This is a genomic window from Mycetocola manganoxydans (assembly GCF_003667545.1).
Lineage (GTDB): Bacteria > Actinomycetota > Actinomycetes > Actinomycetales > Microbacteriaceae > Mycetocola_A > Mycetocola_A manganoxydans.
In genome coordinates, this window is the sequence record NZ_RCUV01000024.1 from 1 (window position 1) to 16,892 (window position 16,892).

The following is a 16,892-nucleotide window of genomic DNA, read 5'->3' on the forward strand; positions in this document are numbered from 1 at the left end:
CCCGCCTGGCTTCGAACCGCCCTTTGGGACCGATCGGCGCTGGTTCCGCGTTGAACCACCACAAAATGTCGCCCAAAGGGTTTTGAAACAGCAATGTGCGGCGACTCGACAGAGCTCAGGCGGCGGATGGCTTCGTGCGCCGAGGGTGTGGTCGGGCGCCCATGGGCGCCGGTGCACGAAGCCACCCGCCGCCGTCGTGCAAGTACCCGCCGTCGTCGCGCACCACGAAACCGCGGACGTCCTTCAACAACTCACGCGTCGACGACGGATGCCCACGCGGCGCCATCGAGGACGTGCTGCCGCCACCCCCGCACCACTTTCGCGGCCCCGATGCCCATCACGCCAACGAGTCGCTCCCCGCGCCGGAACAGCGCGACCATCCGTCCCTCATCGAACGAGCCCTCGACGACCCGAACCTCGTCGTACCCGCGCAGCCAGCCGTGCACCTGCAGCTTGAGGTCGTACTGGTCGGTCCAGAAATACGGCACAGACGCAAACGGCACCGCGTCGCCGGCGACGATCCGCTTGGCCACATGCATCCCCTGCTCGGTGGCGTTCGTGCGGTGTTCAACCCGCATCGCCTCACCGAATACGGGGTTCTCCCATCGGGCGACATCGCCGGCGGCATAGACCCCGGGCGCAACGGACAGATCGGGGGCACATTCGATGCCGTCCCCGATCGGGATGCCGCTTCCGGCGAGCCAGCGCAGGTCCGGTTCAGCGCCGATTGCGACGAACACGGCATCCGCGTCGAGCCGTGTACCGTCAGCCAGTTCGACCCCGGTCACAGACCCGCCGGACGAAACCAGCGACACCACGGCAGCGGACGGACCCGTCCGCAGGACGACACCGCGGGCGCGGTGCAACGACGCCACCTGCACACCGATAGCCGGGCCGAGGCTCCGCTCGAGCGGAGTCGGAGCGGCGCTGACGAGCGTCACATCGGCACCGAGCCCCACCGCGGTCGCGGCGACTTCGGTTCCGAGGAATCCGCCGCCCACCACGACGAGCCGCATTCCCGGCCGCAGGTCAGCGCGCAGGGAGAGCGCATCCTCGAGCGTTCGCAACGTGTGCACACCGCGAAGCGCGTCGCTGCCGGGCAGCATGCGGGGCCGCACGCCTGTGGCGAGCACGAGCCGGTCGAACCCGATCTCCGATCCGTCCGACAGGGCGAGCCGCTGCGCCGCGACATCGAGTTCCGTCGCGCGCACTCCCGAGCGGATGCCGACGGCCAGGTCGGCGAGTTCGGCGTCGGTCTTGAGCGCCAGCCGTTCCTCGGACCACTCGCCGGAGAGCAGATGTTTCGACAGGGGTGGGCGGTCGTACGGGGCGCGGGTCTCGGCATCCACGAGCGTGATGTCACGATCGTAGCCGTTCCGGCGCAACGCGGTGGCGGTCGTCAGGCCGGCAGCGGATGCGCCGACGATGACAACGCGCGAGGGTTCTGTCGTCACTCGTCCTCGACCAGGCGGAGCGCAGCAGAGGGGCAGCTGATCACAGCGTCGCGTACGGCCTCGTAGTCTTCGGTCCCCGGTGTGGCGTTCAGCAGGATGACCTTGCCGACCTCATCGTCCTGGTCGAACACGGTCGGGGCGATATTCACACAGACGCCCGCGGCGACACATACCTCGATATCGGCAATGACCTTCATCGGGACCCTCGATTCCTGGCGGCACAAGCGCTCGCCTGTTTAAGATTCTGCCAGCCTCACACTCGCGGTTCGAGCATACGATGCATGATGTGCAGCCCGACGAGGCCGTGACTCGGTGACGAGAAAGCCTCGGGGACCGTCGCGAGGATCCGGAAACCCAGCGAGTGCCACAGGGCGAGGGCCCCGGTGTTCGTTTCGACGACGGCATTGAACTGCATGGCCCGGTAGCCGTCGCGCGCGGCAACGTCGAGCACATGGGTCGCGAGCGCCCTGCCGACACCCTGCCCGCCCGCGGCCGGCGCCACCATGAACCCGGCGTTCGCGACGTGGGACCCGGTGGCCGGCTGGTTCGGATGCAGCTCAGCGGTTCCCAGCACCCCGCCGACATCATCGACGGCGACGAACACCCGCCCGCCTGGCTTCGACATCCACCAGTCGCGCGCTGCCGCTTCGGTGGTGTCGACGGGCCAGCAGTACGTCTCGCCGGCGGCGACGATGCCGCGAAGAAACGGCCAGATCCGATCCCAGTCGTTCGCCGTGGCATCCCGAATTCGCATGGGTTACAAACTAGCGAACCGCGGGCCGGTGGTAGCGTCGAAACTCGATCGAGGAGACGGATGCCACAGCAACACACAGCAGGACGATGGGTCCGTCTGGTTCTCATCGGCCTTGCCGCCGGGTTCCTGTCCGGACTGTTCGGTGTCGGTGGCGGCATCCTCATCGTGCCAGCGCTCATGCTTCTCGTCTCTGCCGACCAGCGGATGGCGGCGGGCACGTCGCTCGCAGCGATCGTGCCGATGTCGATCGTCGGGGTGATCAGCTACGCCGTCGGCGGGTCCGTCGACTGGATCGCCGCCGCCCTCCTTGCCGCAGGCGCCATCGTCGGGGCGCAACTGGGCAGCCACCTCCTCGACCGACTTCCACGCCGGGCATTGCGCTGGGCCTTCATCGCCTTTCTCGTCGTCGTGATCGTCAGCCTGTTCGTCGTCATTCCGTCGCGGGATGCCACGATCGCCATCACCGCGGGAACGGTCGTCGGGCTCGTGGCACTCGGTCTGCTGACCGGCGTGCTGTCCGGGCTTCTCGGCATCGGCGGGGGAGCGGTCGTGGTGCCGATGCTCATCCTTCTGTTCGGGGCGAGCGACCTCGTCGCGAAGGGCACGAGCCTGCTCATGATGATCCCGACCGCCCTCTCCGGCACCATCGGCAACATGGTGCGCAAGAACGTGGACCTGCCGGCCGCTGCCGTGATCGGGGTGTCCGCGTGCACAACGACGGCGCTCGGCGCGATCGTCGCGGGCGTGCTCACCCCGCAGGCGGCGAACCTGCTCTTCGCCGCGTTCCTCGTCGCCGTTGTCGCGCAACTCGTGGTGAAGGCGCTGCGCGAGCCTTCTTCCTGACCGGCGCTACCCCTACCCGGCTCTCTGCGGGCGTCGGTAGCCTGAGGACCTAGCCGCATCGAGGACGAGCGGCCCGGACAGGAAGGACCCCATGGCATCCCTGGATGAACTGATGAGCCAGATCCCGATCGGAGACGTCGCCGCGAAACTCGGCGTCGACGAGCCGACCGCGCGTGCCGCCGTCGAGCAGGCGCTTCCCGCCCTGGTCGGTGGGCTCGAAGCCAACGCGAAAGACCCCAGGGGGGCGGCTTCCATCGAGAAGGCCGTGTCGAAGCATTCCCCGGCGCTCGTCGATGGCGGAGTGAACCTCGACGAGGTCGACACGAACGACGGAGAGAAGATCGTCTCCCACATCTTCGGCCCCAACAAGGAGCAGGTGGTCGCCACCCTCGGCGCGCAGCCCACTGCTGCGGCCGGTGGCGGTATCGGCGGAGTTGTCGGCAAGCTCATGCCGATCCTCGCGCCGATCGTGCTGAGCTACCTCGCCAAGAAGTTCTCGGAGCGCGGGAGCGCGACCCAGACCCAGCCGACCGAGCCGATGCAGCCGAACGCTTCCAAGCCGAGGCCGGAGAAGGAAGGTGGCCTCGGCGGAATCCTCGGTGGCATGTTCGGCGGTGATTCCGGCGGCTCCGACGCATCCGGCGCGTCCGGTGGCGGCATCGGTGATGTCCTCGGCGGACTCCTCGGCGGCGGCGGTTCGGGAGGCAAGGGTGGCGCCATCGGCGATCTTCTCGGTGGCCTTCTCGGCGGCGGACGCAAGTAGCGGAGCCCTCCCGGCGCCTCGCGGGGCGCCGGGTAGGCTTGATGCGTGTCAGTAAACCCCGAACTTCAGGGTCGCGTGTTCCCGCCGGCCCCGCCCTACCTCGTCGGTCGCGAGAAAGTACGCGAGTTCGCCCGCGCCGTTTTCGCCACCTCACCGATTCACCTCGATCCGGATGCCGCGGCTGAAGCCGGTCACACGGACGTCGTTGCACCTCCCACCTTCCCGGTCGTGATCCAGGAGCACACCCTGGCGCAACTCCTCGCCGAGCCGGACGCGGGAATCGACTTCTCCCGCGTCGTCCACGGTGACCAGCGCTTCAGCTACTCCCGGCCGATCGTCGCCGGCGATGAACTCACAGCCACCCTCACCGTCACGAGCGTCAAGACGCTGGGCCCACACGCGATGGTGACCGCATCCTCCGAGATGCTCGACTCGTCCGGTGCGCACGTCGTCACCTCGGTGTCCACCCTCGTCGTTCGGGGTGGCGAATGAGCGCGCCGCGGCTCGACAGCCTGAGCGTCGGCGATGTCGTCGCGGAACGCGAGTTCTCGCTCACGCGGGATTCGCTCGTTCGGTACGCAGGCGCATCCGGTGACTTCAACCCGATCCACTATCGCGACGACGTTGCGGCATCCGTCGGTCTTCCCGGCGTTCTCGCGCACGGGATGCTCACGATGGGCTTCGCGGTGCAGCCGGTCGTCGACTGGGCCGGCGACCCCGCGCGGGTCGTCGATTACCAGGTCAAGTTCACCCGGCCGGTGGTCGTTGACCCTGAAACCGGTGCGCTCGTGACCGTGGTCGCCAAGGTCGGCGCCCTGACCGAGACCACCGCCAGGATCGACCTGACCGTGACGTTCGATGGGTCGACGGTGCTCGGCAAAGCCCAGGTCGTCGTCGAGCTGGCCTGAGCGATGAGCGACACCCTCTCTGACCTCACCACCCTGCGTGTCGGCGGGCCGGCCGGGCGCCTCGTTCCAGCGACGACGCGTGAGCTCCTCGTCGACACCGTGCGCGAGGAATGGGCGGACGGTGAGCACCCGCTCGTGCTCGGTGGCGGGTCGAACACCCTCGCCGCCGACGACGGCTTCGATGGCACGGTCGTGCAGATCCTCACCCGTGGCATCGAGCGACTGGAGTCCGAGCCCGGCCGGGTTCGGCTCCGGGTGGAGGCAGGCGAGTCCTGGGACGGCCTCGTCGCCTACGCCGTCGAGAACGGATGGAGCGGGGTCGAAGCGCTCAGCGGCATCCCGGGTTCGTGCGGTGCTGCGCCGATCCAGAACATCGGCGCGTACGGGCAGGAACTCGAGTCGGTTCTCGTCTCGATCGACCTGCTCGACCGGGACCTCGACGAACTTGTCACGGTGCCGGCTGCTGACCTGGGTCTCGGTTACCGGACGTCGGTGCTCAAGCGGCACGGTGGTTCTGTTCCGGAGCGCGACGGTGTCGTCGTCGCCCTCGAACTCGAGCTCTCCGACGACGAGGGCCTCAGCGCCCCCATCGCGTACCCGCAGCTCGCGTCGGCGCTCGGTGTCGAGCTCGGCGCTCGGCTGCCGATCGCGGATGTCCGCGCCACGGTGCTCGATCTGCGTGCGTCGAAAGGCATGGTCCTCGACGATGCGGACACCGACACCTGGAGCGCCGGATCGTTCTTCACGAACCCAATCGTCTCCGAATCCTTCGCCCGATCGCTCCCATCGGATGCTCCCCGCTGGCCGCTCGAGGACGGCCAGGACGGCGCCGTCGTGATTCCCCTGGGGGAATGGGACGGATCGATTCCCCGCCCGTCGTTGGAGCACGCTGCCCGGGTGAAACTGAGCGCTGCATGGTTGATCGAGCGCGCAGGCATCCGTCGTGGTTTCCGGTTGCCCGGATCCCGCGCGGCGATTTCGTCGAAGCACACCCTCGCGCTGACGAACACGGGCGGCGCGACAGCGGATGAGATTGCGGCGCTCGCGCGATTCGTGCAGGCCAGGGTCGCCTCGGAGTTCGGCGTCGTGCTGCAGCCAGAGCCCGTGTTCGTTGGGCTCTCGCTCTAGGCGCGGTTGCCCCGCAGCCGAAAACACCCGTCCCGGTCGGAATCACACGGTACGCCGGGTGATCCCGTCCGGAACGGGTGAAATTGGCGAGCGCAGCGGTTAGCCGAACAGCTTCTGCAGCCGTTGCACGCCTTCGAGCAGCTGGTCGTCGCCGAGGGCGTAGCTGAAGCGCAGGTATCCGCTCGGCCCGAATGCTTCGCCGGGAACGGATGCCACCTCCGCCTTCTCGAGGATGAGGTCGGCGAGTTCGAGCGAGGTCGTCGGCGTGACGCCCTGCCATTCCCGGTTGAGCAGCGCAGACACGTCGGGGTACACGTAGAACGCGCCTTCGGGCGTCGGGGTGCGGAAGCCCTCGATCTTGTTGAGCTCGGCGACGATGACCCCGCGGCGCCGGTCGAACGCCGAGCGCATGGCGTCGACGTCGTCCTGCGGCCCGGTCAGGGCGGCGATCGCCGCCCGCTGCGCGATGTTGTTCACGTTCCCGGAGAGGTGAGACTGCAGGTTCGAGAGTGCCTTGATGGCGGATGCCGGTCCAACGGTCCAGCCGACCCTCCAGCCGGTCATCGCGTACGTCTTCGCGACACCGTTGACGAGCAGCGTCTGTTCGGCCAGACCGGGCACTGCCTCGACGATCGAGAGCGCTTTCGCGCCCGAGTAGGTCAGGTTCTGGTAGATCTCGTCGCTGATGACCCAGAGGTTGTTGTCGAGTGCCCACTGCCCGATCGCGCGAGTCTCCTCCGGCGAGTACACGGCGCCGGTCGGGTTCGACGGCGACACGAACAGGAGCACCTTGGTGCGCTCGGTCCTTGCTGCTTCGAGCTGTTCGACGGTGACCTTGTAGTCCTGCGATGCGTCGGCGAAGACCTCGACGGCAACGCCGTCGGCGAGGGCGATGACCTCGGGGTATGTCGTCCAGAACGGCGTCGGAACGATCACTTCGTCACCCGGATCGAGCAGCACCTGGAACGCCTCGTACACCGACTGCTTGCCGCCGTTGGTGACGAGCACCTGGCCGGCGGATGCGTCGAGTCCCGAATCACGCAGCGTCTTCGCCGCGATCGCCTCCCGCAGGTCAGGCAGCCCGGCCGCAGGCGTGTACCGGTGGTTCTTCGTGTCGCTCGCAGCGGCGATCGCCGCGTCGACGATGTGCTGCGGTGTGCCGAAATCGGGCTCGCCAGCGGCGTAGCTGATCACGGGCCTGCCATCGGCCTGCAGGGCTTTGGCCTTGGCGTCGACCTTCAGCGTTGCTGACTCGGCGATGGCGGAAATCTTCGTGGAGAGTGCTCGTGGTGTGCTCACCCTATGAGGGTACCGCGTGCCGCCCGACGCGGAAGGTGTCGGCGTAACGCTCCGGATGGCGGGCATCTCCGGTGAGAATCTCAGCCACAGAACGGTCCCCGCGCCGGGCGCGGGGACCGTTCTGTGGCTGAAGCGGGTGCCTAGGCCAGGTCGACCAGGAACCTCGAGTACGCGCCCACCGTCAGGAAGGTCGGGAACTCCTCCTTGAGCGCGACCTCACGGAAGACGTCCGCGGCGTCGTCGAACCGGTCGCCGTCGAAACGTTCAACCGTGGAGAGCAGGTCGGAGAGGATGCGCTCGACCCGGTCGCGGGTGATCGGTGCACCGTCGTCGGTGCGGACGTCCTGGTGGATCCACTGCCAGATCTGCGACCGGCTGATCTCCGCGGTCGCGGCGTCTTCCATCAGGTTGTCGATGGCGGCAGCGCCGATGCCGCGGAGCCAGGACTCGAGATAGCGGACGCCGATCGACACGTTGTCGCGGAGCCCGGCATCCGTCACCGCCCGTCCGACGTGAACGTCGAGCAGTTGAGCGGCGGTCACCTCGACATCGTCCCGTTGGCGGTCGACCTGGTTGGGGCGGTCGCCGAGGATCGCGTCGAACTCAGCTCGAGCCGCGTCGATCAGGTCGGGGTGCGCGACCCACGTGCCGTCGAAACCGTCTCCGGCCTCACGCTTCTTGTCAGCCGAGACCTTCTCGATGGCCCTGGCCGTGACCTCGGGATCGCGGCGGTTCGGGATGAATGCGCTCATACCGCCGATCGCGTGGGCGCCCCGCTTGTGGCAGGTCTTCACGAGCAGCTCGGTGTACGCCCGCATGAACGGCACCGTCATGGTGACGTCGCTGCGGTCGGGCAGAACGAACCGGGCGCCGCGGCCGCGGTAGTTCTTGATGATCGAGAAGATGTAGTCCCAGCGACCGGCGTTGAGGCCGGCGCAGTGGTCGCGGAGTTCGTAGAGGATCTCTTCCATCTCGAACGCCGCTGGCAGCGTTTCGATGAGCACGGTGGCGCGGATGGTGCCGTGGGCGATCCCTGCATGCTGCTCGGAGAACGAGAAGACGTCGTCCCACAGTCGTGCTTCCTCGCTCGACTCGAGCTTGGCGAGATAGAAGTATGGCCCGCGACCGGAGTCGATGAGCGCCTGCGCGTTGTGGAAGAAGTACAGGCCGAAGTCGGTGAGACTTCCGGATGCCGCCATGGCCGCGCCCGAGGAATCGATGAACGTCAGGTGCTTCTCCACGAGGTGCCAGCCGCGAGGCCGCATCACGATGGTCGGCATATCACCGGTGGTGAGGGTGTACGCCTTGCCCTCGGGGCTGGTGAAGTCGATCTGGCGACGGATCGCGTCGAACAGCGAGATCTGGCCGCCGAGAACGTTGGCCCAGGTCGGGCTCGTCGCGTCTTCCTGGTCGGCGAGCCACACCTTCGCACCCGAGTTGAGGGCGTTGATCGTCATCTTGCGGTCGGTGGGACCGGTGATCTCGACGCGACGGTCTTCGAGGCCCGGTCCGGCGCCGGCGACGCGCCACGTCGCATCCGATCGGATGGATGCCGTGTCGTCGCGGAACTTCGGGTCACGGCCGTTGCCGATCTCGAAGCGGCGGCGCATGCGGTCGGCGAGGCGGTCGTGGCGGCGGCCGGCGAAGCGCTGGTGCAGGTCGGCGAGAAAAGCGAGTGCCTCAGGGGTGAGGATTTCGTCGAACCGGTCGTGCATCCGGCCGGTGACCTCGATGCGGGGGCCGGTGGGCTGCTGGGTTCGGATGGGGGATGTGGTCAGGGTGCCGGGTTCGGCGAGCAATGTGTTCATGGGATGAGTCCTTTGGGAGGTGCCAGGCCGCTCGTGAGAGGCCGGGCGGGAATGGTTAGTGGAACTGGTCTTCTTCGGTCGACCCAACGAGCGCGAGGGTGGCGCTCCCGGGGTTCAGGGCCGTTGCGATGCGGTCGAAGTAGCCGGTGCCCACTTCGCGCTGGTGCCTGGTCGCGGTGTAACCGTCTGCCTCTGAGGCGAACTCCGCTTCCTGCAGTTCGACGTATGCGCTCATGGCGCGGTTCTTGTAGTCCTGGGCGAGCGTGAACATCGAGTGGTTCAGCGCGTGGAAGCCGGCCAGCGTGATGAACTGGAAGGCGTAGCCCATGGCAGCGAGTTCTTTCTGGAAGGTCGCGATCTGCGCGTCGTCGAGGTGGGATTTCCAGTTGAACGACGGCGAGCAGTTGTAGGCGAGTTTCTTGCCGGGGAAGTCCTGGTGGATGCGCTCGGCGAAGCGGCGAGCGAGTTCGAGGTCCGGCTCGGCCGACTCCACCCAGAGCAGGTCGGCGTACTCGGCGTAGGCGAGTCCGCGCGAGATGACCGTGTCGATGCCGTTCGTGACCTCGTAGAAACCTTCGGGGGTGCGGGTGCCGGTCAGGAACGGGCGGTCGCGCTCGTCGACGTCGCTCGTGATGAGGGTCGCCGCGAGGGCGTCGGTGCGGGCGATGATGATGCTCGGCACGCCGGCGACGTCGGCTGCCAGTCGGGCAGCGTTGAGGGTGCGGATGTGCTGGCTCGTCGGGATGAGGACCTTGCCGCCCATGTGGCCGCACTTCTTCTCGCTCGCGAGCTGGTCCTCCCAGTGGACACCTGCTGCGCCGGCCTGAATCATCGACGACATGAGTTCGTAGGCGTTGAGTGGTCCGCCGAAGCCGGCCTCGGCGTCTGCGACGATCGGCGCCATCCAGTCGATTCCAGAAGCGGCGGTCGAGCCTGTCGAGACCTCGGCGAATTCGATCTGATCAGCGCGGAGAAGCGCGTTGTTGATCCGGCGCACCACGGCGGGGACGGAGTTCGCGGGGTAGAGCGACTGGTCCGGGTAGGTCTGGCCGGAGAGGTTCGCGTCTGCTGCCACCTGCCAGCCGGAGAGGTAGATCGCCTTGAGGCCGGCGCGCACCTGCTGCACGGCCTGGTTTCCGGTGAGGGCACCCAGTGCCGGCACCCATTCCTCGGAGTGGATGAGGTTCCACAGGTTCTCGGCACCACGGCGGGCGATGGTCGCGTCTTCGCGAACACTTCCGCGGAGAGCGACGACCTCGGCGGCCGTGTAGTCACGGCGAACGCCTTCCCAGCGGGGGTCGGCATCCCACTCGAGCTGCAGTTCTTCTGCGGTCTGGGTCATGTCGCCTGGGCGAATGTTGTCGGTGCTCATCGTCGTGCTCCTTCGGTGCGGTGGTCAGTAGTGCGGTGGTCGGTGGGCTGAGCGTCGGGCCGAACTCGACCCGGGCCTGTCGAAGCCGTGAACCGAGTCTGCGCGCCGCACAACTCCCTCGAACCGGATTGGTCTGCAGAAAAAGCCTCGTTTTTCTGTTTGGTGAAAAGAGGGCCGAATGGCACGATGGCACCATGACCAGCACCGCAGCTGACAGCCGAATTCTTGCGAAGCCCGACTTGGACGAGGGCGCCGTTGACGCGCTGACGCTGGGCCGTCGCATCCGTCAATTACGGATCTCGCGCGGGATGACGCTCGAACAGCTCGGTGCTGCCATCGACCGTGCGCCGTCGCAGGTCTCGACGATCGAAAACGGAAAGCGCGAGCCTCGGCTGTCGATGCTCCGCCAGATCGCCACCGCGCTCGCCACAACAACCGACGATCTTCTGCGCGACGAGGCGCCATCCGCCCGAGCCGCTCTCGAGATCGCCGTTGAGCGCGCCCAGCGCGGTCCCGTCTTCTCGGCGCTCGGCATCGTTCCGGTCCGAGTCTCCAAAGCGCACAGCGATGACACGCTGCGCGCCATCCTGACCCTGCACCAGGAGGTCGAACGGCTGCACCGCGAGCGGGCGGCGACGCCCGAGGAGGCGCGGAGGGCGAACGCGTCACTGCGGGCGACGATGCGTGCACGTGACAACTACTTCCCCGAGCTCGAAGAGCAGGCGAAGAAGCTCCTCACCGCGGTCGGCCACACCGGCGGCCCGGTATCGCAGCAGCTCGTCGGAGACATGGCCAACCACCTCGGTTTCACCCTGCACTACGTGAGCGACCTGCCTCACTCGACCCGGTCGGTGACCGACTCGAGGAACGGGCGCATCTACCTGCCCACCCAGCAATCCGCCTCCCGGGACTCCCGCTCGCCGGTGGTCCAGGCGTTCGCGAGCCACGTGCTCGGGCATTCCGAGCCGACGAGCTACGCCGATTTCCTCCGGCAACGCGTCGAGACCAACTACCTCACCGCCGCGATCCTGCTGCCGGAGGCCGACGCAGTGCGATTCCTGACCGAGGCCAAGAACTTCCGCCGCATCTCGCTCGAGGATCTCCGCGACGCCTTCGCCGTGTCGTACGAAACAGCGGCGCACCGGTTCACGAACCTCGCCACGGCGCGACTCGGCATCCCGGTGCACTTCACCAAGGTGCACGAGTCGGGCACGATCGTGAAGGCGTACTCCAATGACGGGGTCAAGCACCCGACGGATGCCCTCGGTGCTGTCGAGGGGACGACCGTCTGCCGCAAGTGGACAGCGTTCACCGTCTTCGCCGCCGAAGACCGGTTCAGCCCGTGGTACCAGTACACCGACAACCCCAACGGCACCTACTGGTGCACGTCACGGATCGAGAAGGCAAAGGAGGGCGACTACTCGATCACGGTGGGTGTGCCGTTCGAGCACGTGAAGTGGTTCCGCGGCCGGGAAACCACGAACCGGTCCCGGTCGACCTGCCCCGACGACAGCTGTTGCAGGAACGCGCCGAGTGAGCTCGCCGACAAGTGGGCCCACTCATCCTGGCCCGCCGCACGTACACCGACGAGTCTGCTCGCGGCCCTCCCGACCGGGACGTTCCCCGGTGTGGATGAGGTCGAGGTGTACTCGTTCCTCGAGGCACACGAGCCGCGCTGACGTCCATCCCCTGCCGTGCGCTGGCCCGAAACATAGGATGGAAACGCCCGCCCGGCCGAGGCGCGGCATCCTGACCGGCCACGATGTACGGAGTATCGCCATGACGACAAACCTGAATCCGACTCCCGTTGTCACTGTTCTCGGTCTCGGTGCGATGGGCTTGCCCATGGCCACGAGGCTCGCCAGCGCGCTGACCGTTCGCGGCTACGACTTCGCCGCGAACCGGCTCGACCTGGCCGCGGACGCCGGCGTCATCCGTTGTTCCTCCGCGCGAGAGGCGGCAACCGGTGCCGACATCGTCCTCGTCGCCGTTCGGAACGGGGAGCAACTCGACGCAGCGCTCTTCGGTGAAGACGGCGTCGCCGATGTTCTCACGCCCGGCAGCGTCGTGCTTCTCACGAGCACGATCGGGACGGATGCCATCCAGGCGACGGTCGAGCGGCTCGCCTCCCACGGCATCGACCTCGTCGACGCCCCGTTGTCCGGCGGCCCCGTGCGGGCGGGGGAGGGTGACCTTCTGATCGTCGTCGGCGCCAAACCGGAGGCGCTGGAGCGCGCTCGACCGGTGCTCGACCTGCTCGCGTCGACGCTCACCATCGTCGGCGACAAGCCGGGCGACGGTCAGGCGATGAAAACCGTCAACCAGCTGCTGTGCGGCGTGCACATCGCGGCGGCAGCAGAGGCTCTCGCGCTCGCCGAAGCCCTTGGCCTCGATCCCGCCGCGGCGCTGGCCGCCCTCGAAGCGGGAGCAGCCGGATCCTTCATGCTGTCGAACCGCGGCCCCCGCATGCTCGAGGCGTACGACGAGGGCGGCGCCGAGGTGCTCAGCCGACTCGACATCTTCGTGAAGGACATGGGCATCGTCGGAACCGCGACGCGTGCGGCGGCGTTGCCATCGCCGGTTGCTGCTGCGGCGGAGCAGCTCTTTCTGCTCGGCCAGGCACAGGGGCTCGGGGAAGCAGACGACTCCGCGGTTATCCGCGTCATTGCCCCGCGGGTCGCGAAGCCAATCGGCTCTTCCCAAGCCTGAAAATATCCTATAGGATTGTCCTGACCACCGACGATCGGTCGATGACCGCAGCTCAACGGCGAGGAAGAAAAGATGACCAGGCTCTGGAACGAACCCGAAAACTTTGCAGACGAAATGATCGACGGATTCGTCCGTGCGAACGGCCGGTGGGTCAGGAAGGTGTCGGGTGGCGTCACGCGGTCGACCCGTTCCGAGGAGCCGACGGTGTCGCTCGTCATCGGCGGCGGCTCCGGCCACTACCCCGCGTTCGGCGGCCTCGTCGGTCACGGCCTGGCACACGGTGCTGCGATGGGAAACCTCTTCGCGTCCCCATCGGCCCAGCAGGTCGAATCCGTCGCCCGCGCCAGCGACCAGGGCCGCGGCATCCTTCTGAGCTATGGCAAGTACGCCGGTGACGTTCTCCACTTCACCGAGGCGCAGGACAAGCTCCGCGCTGATGGCATCGACTGCCGCACCGTCACAGTGACGGACGATATCTTCAGCGCACCGGCCGACGAGAAGGACCGCCGGCGCGGTATCGCCGGGGACCTTACCGTCTTCAAGGTCGCCGGAGCCGCTGCAGCTGCCGGCTACGACCTTGACGGAGTCGAACGCGCCGCCATCCTCGCCAACGACCGCACCCGCACCATGGGTGTCGCGTTCACCGGCTGCACCCTCCCCGGCGCGGACGAGCCGCTCTTCAGCGTGCCAGAGGGCCGGATGGCCATCGGCCTCGGCATTCACGGCGAACCGGGTATCGACGAGGTCGACATCCCGACCGCAGACGGCCTCGGTGAGATGTTCGTCGAGCGACTGCTCGCCGACGCAGAGATCCCGGACGGGGTCTCCGTACAGGGCGCTCGCGTCGTCCCGATCCTCAACGGCCTCGGCTCCGTCAAGAACGAAGAGATGTACATCGTCTTCGCACGAATCGCGACCCTCCTCGAAGACGCAGGTATCGAGCTCGTCGACCCTCAGGTCGGAGAATTCTGCACGAGCTTCGACATGGCCGGCGTCTCTCTCACCCTGCTCTGGCTGGACGACGAGCTGGAGTCGCTATGGAGTGCTCCCGCCGACACTCCCGCGTTCCGCACCGGCTCCGTGGACTCCACCTCGCTCGTCGAGCGTGACGAGATCGACGACTCGATCGCCGATGAGGTCATCCCGGACGCGAGCGACGACTCGCGTCGTGCCGCCACCACGATCGTCAAGGCGCTGGATGCCGTCAAGGCCGTCATCGACGAGAACGCCGACGAGCTCGGCCGCATCGACGCGATCGCCGGAGACGGTGACCACGGAATCGGCATGAAGCGCGGGTCGCACGCGGCCGTCGACGCGGCGCACGTGTCGCTCGACAAGGGTGCAGGCGCGCAGAGCGTTCTCGCCTCCGCAGCAGACGCGTGGTCCAACAAGGGCGGTGGAACCTCCGGAGCGATCTGGGGCGTCATCCTCCGCACCGTCGGTGAGCACCTGGGCAACACGGACGCCGTCGAATCTGCGCGTGTTGCCGACGGACTCGGTTCTGCCCGCCAGGCCGTCATGGACTTCGGCAAGGCGAAGGTCGGCGACAAGACCATGGTCGACTCGCTCGCGCCGTTCGCCGATACCCTCACCGAGCGCGTCGCCGCCGGAGACACCCTCATCGACGCGTGGGCCGCTGCAAGTACCGCGGCGAAGAATGCCGCGGACGCCACCGCCGACATGATGCCGGGGATGGGTCGCGCCCGCTCGCACGGCGAGAAGTCCCTCGGTGTCGCCGACCCCGGCGCCGTCTCCCTCGCGATGATCGCCGCAGCCGTCCTCGACGTGTTGCGCGCGGCATCCGATCACTGATTGTCACTTCACGAGAAAAAAAGGAGCAACACCATGAGCGCACTACGTATTGTCGTCGGCTCGGATGACGCCGGATTCGACTACAAGGAAGTTCTGAAGGCGGACCTCGAGGGCAACGACCTCGTCGCGTCGGTCACCGACGTCGGTGTCGATGCCGATGGCGGAACCAACTACCCGACGATCGCCATCGCGGCAGCCGAGATGATCGCGCGGGGCGAGGCAGACCGTGCCCTTCTCGTCTGTGGCACCGGCCTCGGCGTCGCCATTGCGGCGAACAAGGTCGCCGGCGTCCGCGCCGTCACCGCGCACGACTCCTACTCGGTTGAGCGGGCCGTTCTGTCCAACGACGCCCAGGTCCTGACCATGGGCCAGCGTGTGGTCGGTCTCGAACTCGCCCGCCGCCTCGCACGCGAGTGGCTCACCTACACCTTTGACGAGTCGAGCGCATCGAACGACAAGGTGCAGGAGATCCGCAGCTACGAAGGAGTCTGATGTCCGTCTCTGGCTCACCCCGGTTCCTCATCGGGGTGAGCCACAAGATGTACTTCTCCCACGCGAAGACCGTCGACTGGTGCCGGAAGGTCGCGGCGATCGCCGGAGAACACCCGGCGCTCGCAGACGGCGCGGCCGAACTCTTCGTCATCCCGAGCTACCTCTCGATCCCAGCGGCGCTCGACGCATTCGGCCCGCTCGCTCTCGTCGGTGCCCAGGACCTGAGCACCGAGGACTCCGGCGCGTACACCGGTGAAGTGAGCGGCGCTGAGATCGCCGAACTCGGTTGTCGCGTCGTCGAAGTCGGTCATGCCGAGCGTCGTCGTCTCTTCGGTGAGACCGAGACGATCGTCGCCGCCAAAACGGATGCCGCGCTGCGCAACGGGCTCGACCCCGTGCTCTGCATCGGTGAGACCGTTCGCACAACGACGGACGCAGCCATCGGCGATTGCATCGCCCAGGTCAACTCGGCGCTCGATGCGAGCCGCCAGGCCGGGCACAGTGGTCGCGTGATCGTCGCCTACGAACCCCACTGGGCGATCGGCGCTCCCGAACCCGCCTCGCCGGACTACATCCGTGAGGTGTGCGGGGCGTTGCGGGAGCACGTCCGCTCCCTGACAGACTTCCCGGACTCCGCCGTCATCTACGGCGGCAGTGCCGGACCCGGGCTGCTCAGCGTCATCGCCGACAGCGTGGACGGAATCTTCCTCGGGCGATTCGCCCACGACCCGGACGCTCTCCGCGCCATCCTCGACGAAGCGGCCGAGGCGGCGAACAGCTCCGCAAGCGCTGGTACCCTCGGAACCGACGCCCCGAGGAGATCGAATGCCTGAACCCACCTACCCGCTCGGGAAGACGGTGGTGATCGAACGCAAGGGCCTTCGAGACCGCGTGTACGACCTCGTGCTCGACATGCTCGTCGGCCAGGCCGTCGCTCCTGGCACCCGGTTGTCCATCGACGCGATCGCCCGTGACCTCAAGGTGTCACCGACGCCGGTGCGTGAAGCGCTCGTCCAACTCGAGCGAACGGGACTCGTCACGCGCGAGCCCCTCAAGGGCTACCGCGTCGCGCCGCAGATCACCGACGGGCAGCTCGAGTCACTCTTCGACACCCGCATCGTCCTCGAGGGCGGTGCAGCATCGCTCGCAGCCCGCCACGCCGACTCGCTCGTGCCCCGGCTCGAAGCGACCCTCGAGGAACACCGCGCGGTGACGGAGAAGGTGCAGGAAGCAGCACGGGCGGGCACGCTCTCGGTCGCACTGCTCCGGGAGTATTTCACGGTCGACTGGAACTTCCACCACCTCATCTTCGAGGGAACGGACAACCCGTTCCTCATCGACATGTCCGAGGTCATCTCGACGAGGGTCCACCGCATGCGGCAGACGGTCCTCAGCGGTGTCACAGACGCCGGGGATGCCGTCACCGAGCACACGCGCATCATCGATGCCTTCCGGACCGGAGACCCCGAAGCGGCCGCGGCAGCGATGCGCGACCACATCGAGAAGGTTCGCTCACGCTCGCGTTCGGACGCCCACGCGCACTGACGAAC

Annotated in this window: 17 protein-coding genes; 11 read left to right on the forward strand and 6 right to left on the reverse strand. The window is 67.4% G+C overall.

All coding sequences use genetic code 11. From position 1 onward, the window contains the following. Positions 1 to 251: 251 nt before the first annotated feature. From D9V29_RS14255 to D9V29_RS14265, 3 genes are read right to left on the reverse strand one after another with little or no spacing between them, the layout of a single operon-like run. Positions 252 to 1,454, reverse strand: a complete 1,203-nt coding sequence (locus D9V29_RS14255) for an NAD(P)/FAD-dependent oxidoreductase (RefSeq protein ID WP_121673999.1) — start codon at positions 1,452 to 1,454, stop codon at positions 252 to 254. Beyond that, the gene (locus D9V29_RS14260; protein WP_121674000.1) at positions 1,451 to 1,651 is read right to left on the reverse strand and encodes a ferredoxin; all 201 of its coding nucleotides are present in this window, start codon (positions 1,649 to 1,651) and stop codon (positions 1,451 to 1,453) included. Before D9V29_RS14260 ends, D9V29_RS14255 begins: the two co-directional genes overlap by 4 nt. Before the next feature lie 56 nt (positions 1,652 to 1,707). Next, positions 1,708 to 2,208, reverse strand: coding sequence for a GNAT family N-acetyltransferase (locus D9V29_RS14265; RefSeq protein ID WP_121674001.1), 501 nt, complete (start codon positions 2,206 to 2,208; stop codon positions 1,708 to 1,710). Positions 2,209 to 2,268: 60 nt separating this feature from the next. On the opposite strand from D9V29_RS14265, the gene D9V29_RS14270 reads away from it, so the two are divergent. From D9V29_RS14270 to D9V29_RS14290, 5 genes are all read left to right on the forward strand, one after another. Continuing rightward, positions 2,269 to 3,051 carry a sulfite exporter TauE/SafE family protein gene (locus tag D9V29_RS14270; RefSeq protein ID WP_121674002.1) on the forward strand — a complete coding sequence of 261 codons (783 nt, stop codon included), beginning with the start codon at positions 2,269 to 2,271 and terminating at the stop codon, positions 3,049 to 3,051. A 91-nt stretch (positions 3,052 to 3,142) separates the two neighbouring features. Beyond that, the gene (locus D9V29_RS14275; RefSeq protein WP_121674003.1) at positions 3,143 to 3,814 is read left to right on the forward strand and encodes a DUF937 domain-containing protein; all 672 of its coding nucleotides are present in this window, start codon (positions 3,143 to 3,145) and stop codon (positions 3,812 to 3,814) included. 45 nt (positions 3,815 to 3,859) lie between these two features. After that, positions 3,860 to 4,306, forward strand: a complete 447-nt coding sequence (locus tag D9V29_RS14280; protein WP_121674004.1) for an FAS1-like dehydratase domain-containing protein — start codon at positions 3,860 to 3,862, stop codon at positions 4,304 to 4,306. Further along, on the forward strand, positions 4,303 to 4,722 hold the full coding sequence (locus tag D9V29_RS14285) for a MaoC family dehydratase (RefSeq protein WP_121674005.1): 420 nt from the start codon (positions 4,303 to 4,305) through the stop codon (positions 4,720 to 4,722). The genes D9V29_RS14280 and D9V29_RS14285 overlap by 4 nt, the downstream gene beginning before the upstream one ends. 3 nt (positions 4,723 to 4,725) lie before the next feature. Then, positions 4,726 to 5,850, forward strand: coding sequence for a UDP-N-acetylmuramate dehydrogenase (locus D9V29_RS14290; protein WP_121674006.1), 1,125 nt, complete (start codon positions 4,726 to 4,728; stop codon positions 5,848 to 5,850). Positions 5,851 to 5,949: 99 nt separating this feature from the next. Here D9V29_RS14290 and D9V29_RS14295 read toward each other — a convergent pair whose 3' ends face one another. The 3 genes from D9V29_RS14295 to aceA all read right to left on the reverse strand — a co-directional run bounded on the left by D9V29_RS14295 (position 5,950) and on the right by aceA (position 10,329). Continuing rightward, positions 5,950 to 7,149 (reverse strand): pyridoxal phosphate-dependent aminotransferase, encoded by a 1,200-nt coding sequence (locus tag D9V29_RS14295; RefSeq protein WP_121674007.1) that lies wholly within the window; start codon positions 7,147 to 7,149, stop codon positions 5,950 to 5,952. A gap of 140 nt (positions 7,150 to 7,289) precedes the next feature. Continuing rightward, the gene (aceB, locus tag D9V29_RS14300) at positions 7,290 to 8,957 is read right to left on the reverse strand and encodes a malate synthase A (RefSeq protein ID WP_121674008.1); all 1,668 of its coding nucleotides are present in this window, start codon (positions 8,955 to 8,957) and stop codon (positions 7,290 to 7,292) included. A gap of 55 nt (positions 8,958 to 9,012) precedes the next feature. Then, positions 9,013 to 10,329, reverse strand: coding sequence for an isocitrate lyase (gene aceA, locus D9V29_RS14305; RefSeq protein WP_121674009.1), 1,317 nt, complete (start codon positions 10,327 to 10,329; stop codon positions 9,013 to 9,015). 194 nt (positions 10,330 to 10,523) lie between these two features. On the opposite strand from aceA, the gene D9V29_RS14310 reads away from it, so the two are divergent. From D9V29_RS14310 to D9V29_RS14335, 6 genes are all read left to right on the forward strand, one after another. Next, positions 10,524 to 12,008, forward strand: a complete 1,485-nt coding sequence (locus D9V29_RS14310; protein ID WP_121674010.1) for a helix-turn-helix transcriptional regulator — start codon at positions 10,524 to 10,526, stop codon at positions 12,006 to 12,008. A 100-nt stretch (positions 12,009 to 12,108) separates the two neighbouring features. Then, positions 12,109 to 13,038 carry an NAD(P)-dependent oxidoreductase gene (locus tag D9V29_RS14315; RefSeq protein ID WP_121674011.1) on the forward strand — a complete coding sequence of 310 codons (930 nt, stop codon included), beginning with the start codon at positions 12,109 to 12,111 and terminating at the stop codon, positions 13,036 to 13,038. A gap of 72 nt (positions 13,039 to 13,110) precedes the next feature. Next, a complete protein-coding gene (locus tag D9V29_RS14320; RefSeq protein ID WP_121674012.1) occupies positions 13,111 to 14,850 on the forward strand; it encodes a dihydroxyacetone kinase family protein in 1,740 nt (579 codons plus the stop codon). A gap of 33 nt (positions 14,851 to 14,883) precedes the next feature. Continuing rightward, positions 14,884 to 15,342 (forward strand): ribose-5-phosphate isomerase, encoded by a 459-nt coding sequence (locus D9V29_RS14325; RefSeq protein ID WP_121674013.1) that lies wholly within the window; start codon positions 14,884 to 14,886, stop codon positions 15,340 to 15,342. Then, positions 15,342 to 16,175, forward strand: coding sequence for a triose-phosphate isomerase family protein (locus D9V29_RS14330; protein WP_121674014.1), 834 nt, complete (start codon positions 15,342 to 15,344; stop codon positions 16,173 to 16,175). Before D9V29_RS14325 ends, D9V29_RS14330 begins: the two co-directional genes overlap by 1 nt. Then, positions 16,168 to 16,887 carry a GntR family transcriptional regulator gene (locus D9V29_RS14335; RefSeq protein WP_121674015.1) on the forward strand — a complete coding sequence of 240 codons (720 nt, stop codon included), beginning with the start codon at positions 16,168 to 16,170 and terminating at the stop codon, positions 16,885 to 16,887. The genes D9V29_RS14330 and D9V29_RS14335 overlap by 8 nt, the downstream gene beginning before the upstream one ends. The last annotated feature ends 5 nt before the right edge of the window (positions 16,888 to 16,892 follow it).